Annotated in this window: 9 protein-coding genes and 1 pseudogene; 3 read left to right on the top strand and 7 right to left on the bottom strand. The window is 70.8% G+C overall.

What is annotated here, in order from left to right:
* The 3 genes from EIO58_RS07230 to EIO58_RS07240 all read right to left on the bottom strand — a co-directional run.
* Positions 1 to 483: GNAT family N-acetyltransferase (locus tag EIO58_RS07230; protein ID WP_127818961.1), on the bottom strand; the 483-nt coding region annotated here is incomplete at its 3' end.
* Positions 484 to 530: 47 nt separating this feature from the next.
* Complete coding sequence (locus EIO58_RS07235) at positions 531 to 1,460, bottom strand: 4-(cytidine 5'-diphospho)-2-C-methyl-D-erythritol kinase (RefSeq protein ID WP_127818962.1); 930 nt, start codon at positions 1,458 to 1,460, stop codon at positions 531 to 533.
* Positions 1,457 to 2,524, bottom strand: a complete 1,068-nt coding sequence (locus EIO58_RS07240) for an aldo/keto reductase (protein ID WP_127818963.1) — start codon at positions 2,522 to 2,524, stop codon at positions 1,457 to 1,459. The genes EIO58_RS07235 and EIO58_RS07240 overlap by 4 nt, the downstream gene beginning before the upstream one ends.
* Positions 2,525 to 2,752: 228 nt before the next feature.
* Between EIO58_RS07240 and EIO58_RS07245 the strand changes: the two genes are divergently transcribed.
* On the top strand, positions 2,753 to 4,396 hold the full coding sequence (locus EIO58_RS07245) for a stealth conserved region 3 domain-containing protein (RefSeq protein WP_127818964.1): 1,644 nt from the start codon (positions 2,753 to 2,755) through the stop codon (positions 4,394 to 4,396).
* Here the strand turns inward: EIO58_RS07245 and EIO58_RS07250 are convergent.
* The gene (locus EIO58_RS07250) at positions 4,323 to 5,261 is read right to left on the bottom strand and encodes a phosphodiesterase (RefSeq protein ID WP_127818965.1); all 939 of its coding nucleotides are present in this window, start codon (positions 5,259 to 5,261) and stop codon (positions 4,323 to 4,325) included. The two genes, EIO58_RS07245 and EIO58_RS07250, sit on opposite strands and share 74 nt — an antisense overlap.
* A 102-nt stretch (positions 5,262 to 5,363) precedes the next feature.
* Positions 5,364 to 6,206 carry a 16S rRNA (adenine(1518)-N(6)/adenine(1519)-N(6))-dimethyltransferase RsmA gene (gene rsmA, locus EIO58_RS07255; RefSeq protein ID WP_127818966.1) on the bottom strand — a complete coding sequence of 281 codons (843 nt, stop codon included), beginning with the start codon at positions 6,204 to 6,206 and terminating at the stop codon, positions 5,364 to 5,366.
* Between the two features lie 131 nt (positions 6,207 to 6,337).
* Between rsmA and EIO58_RS07260 the strand changes: the two genes are divergently transcribed.
* Complete coding sequence (locus EIO58_RS07260; protein WP_127818967.1) at positions 6,338 to 7,759, top strand: sugar porter family MFS transporter; 1,422 nt, start codon at positions 6,338 to 6,340, stop codon at positions 7,757 to 7,759.
* Positions 7,760 to 7,843: 84 nt separating this feature from the next.
* The gene (locus EIO58_RS07265; RefSeq protein ID WP_127818968.1) at positions 7,844 to 9,148 is read left to right on the top strand and encodes an MFS transporter; all 1,305 of its coding nucleotides are present in this window, start codon (positions 7,844 to 7,846) and stop codon (positions 9,146 to 9,148) included.
* Between the two features lie 34 nt (positions 9,149 to 9,182).
* Here the strand turns inward: EIO58_RS07265 and EIO58_RS07270 are convergent, their stop codons facing one another.
* On the bottom strand, positions 9,183 to 9,542 hold the full coding sequence (locus EIO58_RS07270; protein ID WP_240658623.1) for a YciI family protein: 360 nt from the start codon (positions 9,540 to 9,542) through the stop codon (positions 9,183 to 9,185).
* Positions 9,539 to 9,718, bottom strand: a pseudogene (locus EIO58_RS07275) (hypothetical protein); the annotation flags it as partial. The pseudogene EIO58_RS07275 and the gene EIO58_RS07270, both read right to left, overlap by 4 nt.

The raw sequence follows: 9,718 nt of genomic DNA on the forward strand, positions 1-9,718 counted from the left end.
CAGCATGGCCATCGGGATGCCCGCCGCGCCGGCGGCGCGCAGCTCGCCCTCGAGCATCGCGCGCGCGATGCCGCGGCGCCGGTGCGTGGGCGAGACCGTGACTGCCGAGATCGCGCACGAGGGGATCGCCGCGCCCCCGGGCACCGTCAGCTCTCCGAGCCATGACGCGATCGTCGCGACCGGCGCCTCGGGCACCGGTGAGACCGGATCGTAGACGCCGGTCACTCGACGGTAGCCGCTGCGCTCCTGCGCTGCGGCGACCTGCTCCGCGCTGCGCTCGCCGTCCTGGAAGCCGCGGGCGACGACCTGCAGCCACGACCCGAACGCGTCGCCGTCGACATCCACCCGGCGATAGTCCAGGCCCCCCGACGCCAGCCGCTCACGCGACTGGTCGTCGACCGGCCCGGCGCGGAAGGCGGCACGCTCGGCGTCGCTCGCCGAGGTCAGGACGGTCTTCGCAGCGGTCGTCTCGGGCGTGCCCATGGCGTCGGTCTCCTTCGTTCGTGCGGTATCGGTGCGGCGGCGCCCGGTCAGGTCGGTATCACGCGCGCGCCGGCGACCGGCCCGTGCACGTGGAGCGCCTCGTATCCGGCGGCCGACAGCGTGATCTGAAGTTCGAGCGCCGACTCCGGGTCGGCGGCCAGGAATGCCAGCGTAGGCCCCGACCCCGACACCATGCCGGCGAGCGCCCCCGCGCCCTCGCCGAGCTCGAGGACGTCGCGAAGCTCGGGTCGCAGCGACAGCGCCGCGACCTGCAGGTCGTTGCGCGTGTGCTCGGCGAGTGCCACCGGATCGCCCGCCCGCAGCGCGTGCAGCACGGCGGGATCCACGTCGGGCCTCCGGGGAACCGCGGCGATGTCGGGCCGCGAGCGGAGAGCGTCGAGGTGCGCGTACACCTCGGGGGTCGACAGCCCCGCGTCCGACGGTACGACGACCCAGTCGAAGCGCCCCTTCGCGAGCGCCGGGCTGAGCTGGTCCCCCCGCCCCGTGCCGACCGCCGTGCCGCCCATCAGAGAGAAGGGCACGTCGGCGCCCAGCCGCGCGGCGAGCTTGTGCAGCTCGACGGTGCCGAGTTCGGCACCCCACAGCACGTCGCACGCGACGAGGGCGGCCGCGGCATCCGCGGATCCGCCGCCCATGCCGCCGGCGACCGGCACATGCTTGACGATGTCGAGGTGCACGGCGCCGTCGTACCCCATGCGCTGCGCGAGCAGCCGTGCCGCCCGCACCGCGAGGTTGCGGTCGTCGGCGGGCACGCCAGAGACGTCGACCGTGCCCGAGATCGTCACCGTGAACTCGTCGGAGGGCGTGGCCCACAGATCCTCATAGAGCGAGACCGCCTGGTACGCCGACGCGACATCGTGGTAGCCGTCCTGCTGCACGCCACCGACCTCGAAGAAGAGGTTGAGCTTGCCCGGGGCCCGCACCCGGACCGTCTCGGCGGCGAGGGCCTGGCTCACCGGTTCGCCGATTCCGCCCAGAGATCGACGTCGATGCCGTCCGACAGTGCGTCGATGCGCTCGAGCTCCTCGGTCGAGAACGCGGGGCCCTCGAGCGCGCGGAGGTTCTCGTCGAGCTGCTCCGGCCGCGACGCGCCGATGAGCGCCGAGGCGACGACCGGGTCGCGCAGCACCCACTGGATCGCCATCTGCGCCAGGCTCTGACCGCGATCCCTGGCGATGACGTCGAGGCCGCGAAGCGTCGCAAGCCCCTTCTCCGACAGCGTGCCGCTCGGCAGCGATCCGCGCTGCTGGGCGCGCTCGGCCGGTCCGCCGCCGAGGTACTTGTCGGTCAGGAGACCCTGCGCGAGCGGTGTGAACGCGATCGCGCCCATGCCCTCCTGCGTCAGCACGCCGGTCAGTCCGTCCTCGACCCAGCGGTTCAGGATCGAGTACGCCGGCTGGTGGATCACAAGCGGCGTGCCGAGCGAGCGGGCGACGGATGCCGCAACCGCCGTACGCTCGGCGCTGTACGACGAGATGCCGACGTAGAGCGCCTTGCCCTGCCGCACCAGCGTGTCCAGCGCCCCCACGGTCTCTTCGATCGGGACGTCGGGGTCGACGCGGTGCGAGTAGAAGATGTCGACGTAGTCGACGCTCATACGCGTGAGCGACTGCTCGGCGCTGGCGATCACGTACTTGCGCGACCCGCCGTTGCCGTACGGGCCCTCCCACATGTCGTAGCCCGCCTTCGACGAGATGATGAGCTCGTCGCGGTAGGGCGCGAAGTCCTCGCGCATCATGCGGCCGAAGTTGGTCTCGGCGCTGCCGTAGGGCGGCCCGTAGTTGTTCGCGAGATCGAAGTGCGTGATGCCGCGGTCGAACGCGTGGCGCAGCAGCGCGCGCTGGTTGTCGAAGGGGATGTTGTCGCCGAAATTCCACCACAGCCCGAGCGAGACGGGCGGCAGGGTCAGCCCCGACGTGCCGACCCGACGGAAGTCGGCGCCGACGTAACGGTCATCGGATGCGGTATAGGGCCGGTGGAGGTCTCCACCGCGGGAGCGGTAGCGCTGCGGGTCGGTCACCGGTCCAGGCTAGCGGCGTCGCGCCCGACCCGCAGGAGCGCGTCGGCGCGCGCCCTTGGCAGGGAAGTGCCTGCGAAGAAACACCGACGACACATGGAGCGCCTAGTGTAGGACCCAGCGCAGTCCCCTGCGCCGCCGCGGCTTTCCGTGAGTACCACCGGTACGCTGCGCCTCTCGCCAGACGCCTGGACGTCGCCGGCGGTTCCCCTCGTCGCGAAGGAGGTTTCGATGCCCGCTCTGTCGGTAGTCCCCAGGCAGCCGGACCCATGGTCCGAACTGCTCGATCGTCGTGATGTCGTGCTCGATCGCGGCATCCTTCACGTCGTCCATGACACGGTGACGCCGGAGCAGGCTCGCATCGATGATCTGCTGCTGGTCGCCTCGGCACTCGAGCACGCCGGGGTGGAGGTGACGCTGATCCGTCACGACCGCGCCGTCCCGGCCCTCGTCGTCGATGTCGCCGCGCGGGATGCGGCCTTCGCCGCGCTCGGAGCGCTCTGCGAGCGCGAGCCGCTGTACGTCAAGGCCAAGCGGCGACCGCCCGAGCTGGTCAGCGCCGCGACGCTTCCCGGCGCCGAGCCCTCGGCGGTGCGCGTCTATCGCCCGCGCATGAGCGCGAACGGCTCGCTGCGCTACGGGGCGGCGCTGGGAGCGCGGGTGGAGTTCTGGCGACAGCAGGACGACGTCCTCGAGGCGCCGAACGACAACGCACTCACACGCCGCTTCGTCCCCCGCGCCGATCTGACCGTTGCGACCGTGCAGCGCTACGGGCGCAGCTGGCGCACGATCTCGGGGATGTTCGACCCGCAGCCGCACGAGTTCACCGACGAGGTCGACATCGTCTTCTCGTGGGTCGACGGCTCGTCGACCGACTTCCAGCGTCAGCGCGCCGCGCGGATGGCGGAGTACGTCGTAGGCGAGGGAGACGACGGCCCCGCACGGTATCGGCACGTCGACGAGCTCAAGTACGCGCTGCGCAGCGTCCACATGTACGCCCCATGGGTGCGTCGCATCTTCATCGCGACCGATTCGCCGGCCCCCGCGTGGCTCGCCGATCACCCGAAGGTGACGATCGCCCGCAGCGAGGAGTTCTTCGCCGACCCGTCCGTGCTGCCCACGCACAACTCGCATGCCGTCGAGGCCCAGCTGCACCGCATCCCGGGCCTTTCCGAGCACTTCCTCTACTCCAACGACGATATGTTCTTCGGGCGTCTGGTCGAGCCGGAGCTGTTCTTCACCCCCGGCGGGCTGACGAAGTTCGTCGAGTGCGAGGTGCGGATCGGCGTCGGCGAGCCGGCGCCGCACCGCAGCGGGCACGACAACGGCCTGCGGGTCAACCGTGCACTGCTGCAGGAACGCTTCGGCCGCATGATCGTGCGCGATCTCGAGCACTGTGCAGCGCCGCTGCGCAAGAGCGTCATGGCCGAGCTGGAGCAGGCGTTCCCCGAGGACTTCGCCCGCACCGCGGCATCCCGTTTCCGCTCCGCGAGCGATATCTCGGTCACCAACAGCCTCTACCACTTCTACGCCCTGATGACCGGCCGTGCCGTGGCCACGCGCCGGCCTCGCATCCGCTACGTGCAGACGACGCTGTCGGCGTCGCTCAGGCGCATGGAGCGGCTCGCGGAACGCACCGACATCGACATGTTCTGCCTCAACGACGGCGGCGAGGTCGAAGTGCCCGAAGCGATCCGGGTCGATGCGATGCGCACCGCCCTGGAGCGGATGTTCCCGGTGCGCGCGCCGTGGGAGCGCGCAGAGGAGGCCGAGGCCGTCCCGGCTGCCCCCGCCGCGCAGGTCAGCGGATCAGAGCGACCGGCTCGGTCCGCGCATCCCTCGGCGCGCTCTCGGCGTCCGCGGGCGCGTCGCTGAGCGGCAGGACCCCTGCGGCCAGGAGCCGCTCCCGCGCCTGTTCCGCGTCGATGTGCTCGAGGATGTGCGGCACGTCCACCGGAACGACGGAGTGCACGATCGTCTCGTCGTAGACGTGCACGAGGTTGAACGCCTGCGCGCCGTCCTGCGGCCGCGTGCCCCCTGTGGGCACGGTGAGGTCCTGCGCATAACAGGTGGACGAGGCGACCGACACCGGGATCCCGGCGAAGGTCGCGAAGGTCGAGTAGTGCAGGTGGCCGGCGATGATCGCGCGCACGTCGGTGCCGCGCAGCACGTCGGCCAGGCGTGATTGATCGAGCAGCTCGACGCTCGCCGCCAGCGGCAGCACGCTCGGCACGGGCGGATGGTGCATCGCGAGAATCGTGCCCAGCGGCGCGGGCGCCGCGAGCGCATCGGCGAGCCATTCGAGCTGGCCGTCGGTCAGCTCGCCGTGGTGGTGGCCCGGCACCGTGGAGTCGAGCGTGATCACGCGAAGCCCGTCGAGCTCGTCCACCCGGTCGATCGTGCCGGTGCTGGGCAGCTCCCCGAGAAGCCCGGCGCGGAACGCCGCGCGCTCGTCGTGGTTGCCCATGACCCACAGCACCCGCGCATCCAGCCGCTCAGCGAGGGGCTCGACGAGGTCGCGAAGGTGTCGATAGGCGTCCGCCTCACCGAGATCGGCGAGGTCGCCCGTGAAGATCAGCGCGTCGGGGCGCAGGCCACTGGCCTCGACCGCATCGAGGGCGACAGTGAGCCGTTGCGCGCCGTCGACCGCGTCGAACAGGCGCGACGCGCCCGCACGCAGGTGCGTGTCGCTCACGTGCAGCAGGATCCGCTCGGGTGCGGCGTACTCTGCGGTGCGCATCGTCTCGTCATCCTCGCCTCGACCACCGGGAATGCCCGAAGGCTACCCCCGCGATCGGAGCGAGCCCTGGCAACACGGTGAACGTTGCGTGAATGTCCGCGATCAGACCGCGAGCGCGATCCGCACGAAGTCGTCGATCGAGAGCTCTTCGCCGCGAGCGGTGGGAGCGACGCCGGCACGCTCGAGAATCGCGGATGCCTCGGCGGCCGTGCCGCCGAGCACCGCGCCCAGCGCCTGCCGCAGCATCTTGCGCCGCTGCTGGAACGCGGCATCCACGATTCGGAATGTCCGCCGGCGCAGCGCCTCGTCGCCGCGCGGCTCGGGGTCGCGGCGGAATCCGACCAGCACGCTGTCGACGTTCGGGACGGGCCAGAACACCTGCCGCGACACGGTGCCCGCCAGGCGCCACGGGCCGTACCACGCGGCCTTCACGCTCGGGGCGCCGTACACCTTCGACCCCGGAGGAGCTGCCAGCCGCTCCCCCACCTCCGCCTGCACCATGACGACGCCGCGCTCGAGCGAGGGGAACGTCTCGAGGAAGTGCAGCAGCACCGGCACGCTCACGTTGTACGGCAGGTTCGCGACGAGCACCGCCGGGTCGCCCGGCAGCTCGGTGATCCGCAGCGCGTCGGCGTCGACCACCGTCAGCGCTCCGTCGGCGACGCCGTGCGCGGCCGCCGTGGCGGGCAGTCGCTCGGCGAGGCGGTGGTCGATCTCGACGGCGGTGACGGATGCCCCGGTCTCGAGGATCGCGAGGGTGAGCGAGCCGAGCCCCGGGCCGACTTCGACCACGCGGTCGCCCGAGGACACCTCGGCGACATGGACGATCTTGCGCACCGTGTTCGCGTCGACGACGAAGTTCTGGCCCAGCTTCTTCGTCGGCGTGACATCGAGGTCGGCGGCGAGCGCGCGGATCTCGGCGGCACCGAGGAGTGTCACGGGCATGCGCTTCACTGTAGTCGCGCGGGAGTCGCGCCAGCCGCGGCGTGCTCCTTGACACGGCCGAGCGGGTCGGGCCAGGGTGGGCGGACGGGCGCCGACCCATTCATGCGGCGGCTCGAACGAGGAGGTTCGCCATGAGTTCGACCCCGCAGGGCACGAACGTATCCGTCCCGACCGCCCGCGTCGTCCTCGTCGCGGCGACGGCGGCTCTCGGCGGCTTCCTCTTCGGTTTCGACACCGCCGTCATCAACGGCGCGGTGGGAGCGATCGGCGAGCAGTTCGACGCGGGGCCGTTCCTCCTCGGCTTCGCTGTCGCCTCGGCGCTGATCGGCTGCGCAATAGGTGCGTGGTTCGCCGGACGCGTCGCCGACCGCTATGGACGCATCCGCGTCATGATCATCGCGGCCGTCCTGTTCATCCTGAGCGCGCTGGGCTGCGGCTTCGCCTTCACGATCTGGGACCTGTCGTTCTGGCGGATCATCGGCGGGCTCGGCGTCGGCGCGGCATCCGTCATCGCACCCGCCTACATCGCCGAGGTGTCGCCTCCCGCGATCCGCGGTCGCCTGGGATCGCTGCAGCAGATGGCGATCGTCACCGGCATCTTCGTCGCGCTGCTCACCGATGCGGCCATCGTCGCCGGCGCCGGAAGCGCGACCGAACCGTGGCTGCTCGGGCTCGAGGCGTGGCGCTGGATGTTCCTGTCCGAACTGGTCCCCGCCGTGGTCTACGGCATCCTCGCCCTCACCATCCCGGAATCGCCGCGCTACCTCATCGCACGCGGTGAGATGAAGAAGGCGAAAGAGGTGCTCACGCGCTACGTCGGCGGCAACGTCGAGAAGACCTCCACCGACATCCTGAAGACTGTCGAAGGCAAGACCGACAGGCCCCGGTTCTCGATCCTCCGCGGCTCGCGGTTCGGCCTGCTCCCCATCGTGTGGATCGGCATCGGGCTGTCGGTGCTGCAGCAGTTCACGGGCATCAACGTGATCTTCTACTACTCGTCGACGCTGTGGCAGGCGGTGGGATTCACCGAGCAGGACTCCCTCACGATCACGGTCATCACATCGGTGACCAACATCGCGACGACCATCGTCGCCATCCTCCTCATCGACAAGGTGGGCCGCCGGCCGCTCCTCCTCATCGGCGCCACCGGGCAGTTCGTGTGCCTGGCCGTCCTGACGGTGATCTTCGCCACCGCGCCGATCGTCAACGGTGAACCGGTGCTGGAGGGCGCCGCGGGCACGACGGCACTCCTCGCGGCGAACCTGTACGTCGTGTTCTTCGGCGCCTCGTGGGGACCGGTCGTATGGGTTCTCCTCGGCGAGATGTTCAGCAACCGCATCCGGGCTGTCGCGCTGTCGGTCGCCGCCGCCGCGCAGTGGGCGGCGAACTTCGTCATCTCGACGACCTTCCCCGCCCTGGCGGCCGTGGGGCTGGGCCTCGCCTACGGGATCTACACGTTCTTCGCGTTCGTGGCGATCTTCTTCGTGATGAGGTACGTCCGCGAGACCAAGGGTCGCACCCTGGAGTCGATGACGGACAGCGGTCGCGACTGACCGCGCCCCGCGGACGCGATGGGCCGTCGAGCCCGCAGGTCTGGAAAGACGGATGCCGCGCCACGCGGCTCGTAGGATGGCCTGATGCCCTCGCTCGGCGAACTGATCGCACCCCGCCGACTCGGCGGAGACTTCCGGTGGCTGCTCGCCTCGTCGTGGACCAGCAACCTGGGCGACGGCATCGCCCTGTCGGCGGCACCGCTCCTCATCGCGTCGATGACGTCGTCGCCCATCCTCGTCGCCGCGGGCGCGATGATGCAGTTCCTGCCCTGGCTGCTGTTCGGGCTGCTCGCGGGGGCGGTCGCCGATCACCACGACCGGCGACGTCTCGTGATGGCGGCGAACGGCATCCGTGCCGTCATCGTGCTGGGCCTCGTCGCCTTCCTCGTGACGGGCACCGCGAACGTGTGGATCGTGCTCGCCACGGCGTTCCTCTACGGCACGGCCGAGGTGTTCGCCGACTCGGCGGGCAGCACGCTGCTGCCCATGCTCGTGCGCCCCGCCGATCTCGGCATCGGCAATGCCCGCATGCAGGCGGGGTACCTCGTCGGCAATCAGCTCGCCGGTCCCCCGCTCGGCGCCTTCCTCTTCGCGCTGGGGTCGTTCTGGCCCTTCCTGCTGCAGGTGCTGTGCGTATCGCTCGCGGTGCTCCTCATCTCGCGGATCGCCCGCACGCCGGTGCCGCCGCACGACGCCGATGCCCCCAGGAGCAAGAGCCACGCGATCCGCGAGGGACTCGGCTGGCTGCGCCGCAACCCGCCGGTGCGCACGCTCGTCATCATCATCCTCGTCTTCAACGTGACGTGGGCGGCGCCGTGGAGCGTCCTCGTGCTGTACGCCACCGAGCACCTCGGAATGGGCGCGGTCGGCTACGGCGCCCTCACGACGGCGTCGGCCCTCGGCGGCATCCTGGCGATCACGAGCTTCGGCTGGCTCGAGAAGCACGTCTCGTTCGCGACGCTCATGCGCGTGTGCCTGTCGCTCGAGGTGCTCATGCACCTCGGCTTCGCTCTCACGACGTCGGCGTGGGTCGCCTTCGCGATCATGTTCGGCTTCGGCGCCTACGCGTTCCTGTGGGGCACGATCTCGACCACCGTGCGGCAGCGCCTCGTGCCGATGGAGCTCCAGGGCCGCATCGCATCGGTCAACATGGTCGGCGTCTTCGGCGGCCTCGTCATCGGCCAGCTGCTCGGCGGGATCATCGCCCAGACGTGGGGGCTCACCGCGCCCTGGTGGTTCGCGTTCGCGGGCTCGGCGATCACGCTCGCGCTCGTGTGGCGCCCGATCTCGCACATCGCCGCGGCCAAGCCGGTGCTCGATGAAGAAGAGGCCGAGGAGGCTCGCCGCGAGGACGAGCCCGGCGCCGGCGGCCTGCCACTGATCGACTGACCGCGGCCGGGGCCACGCGCTCGACTCGCGACCGCTATGCGTCCTGCTCCCAGGGGAGCTTGACGAGGGGCAGGATCAGGATCCGCCCGAGCACGGCGGTGGGGTGCTTCGCCATATACGCCGCGGCTTCGTCGACCGAGTCCGCCTCCACGAGGTCGTAGCCTGCGAACCACTCCTTGAATTCGGGGAACGGCCCGTCCGTCACCAGCACGCGGCCCTCGCGCACGACGACGGACTTCGCGTGCTCGGCGCCCGCGACCGGTGCGCCGGAGCCGAGCCGACCGGCATCCTCGCCCTCCCTGGCCCACGATTCGAGCATCCGCCGGTCTTCCTCCTGCGCCAGCGTCGAGCCGGACGAGTCGGTCATGTGGATCACGAGGTACTGCTGGGTCACGATGGCCCTCCTTGGGTATGCGGATCATATGGGACGGATGCCGCGAGCTCGGCGCGGCGGCCAGCGAGGTGTGCGACCTCCGCGGTGTTGCCCGCGAGGTCGATCGCCCGGTCGTACGCGGCGCGGGCGTCGGCCTCGCGGCCGACGCGGCGCAGCAGCTCGGCACGCGTCGCGTG

Origin of the sequence: Microbacterium sp. CPCC 204701 (genome assembly GCF_004010105.1) — a bacterium.
Lineage (GTDB): Bacteria > Actinomycetota > Actinomycetes > Actinomycetales > Microbacteriaceae > Microbacterium.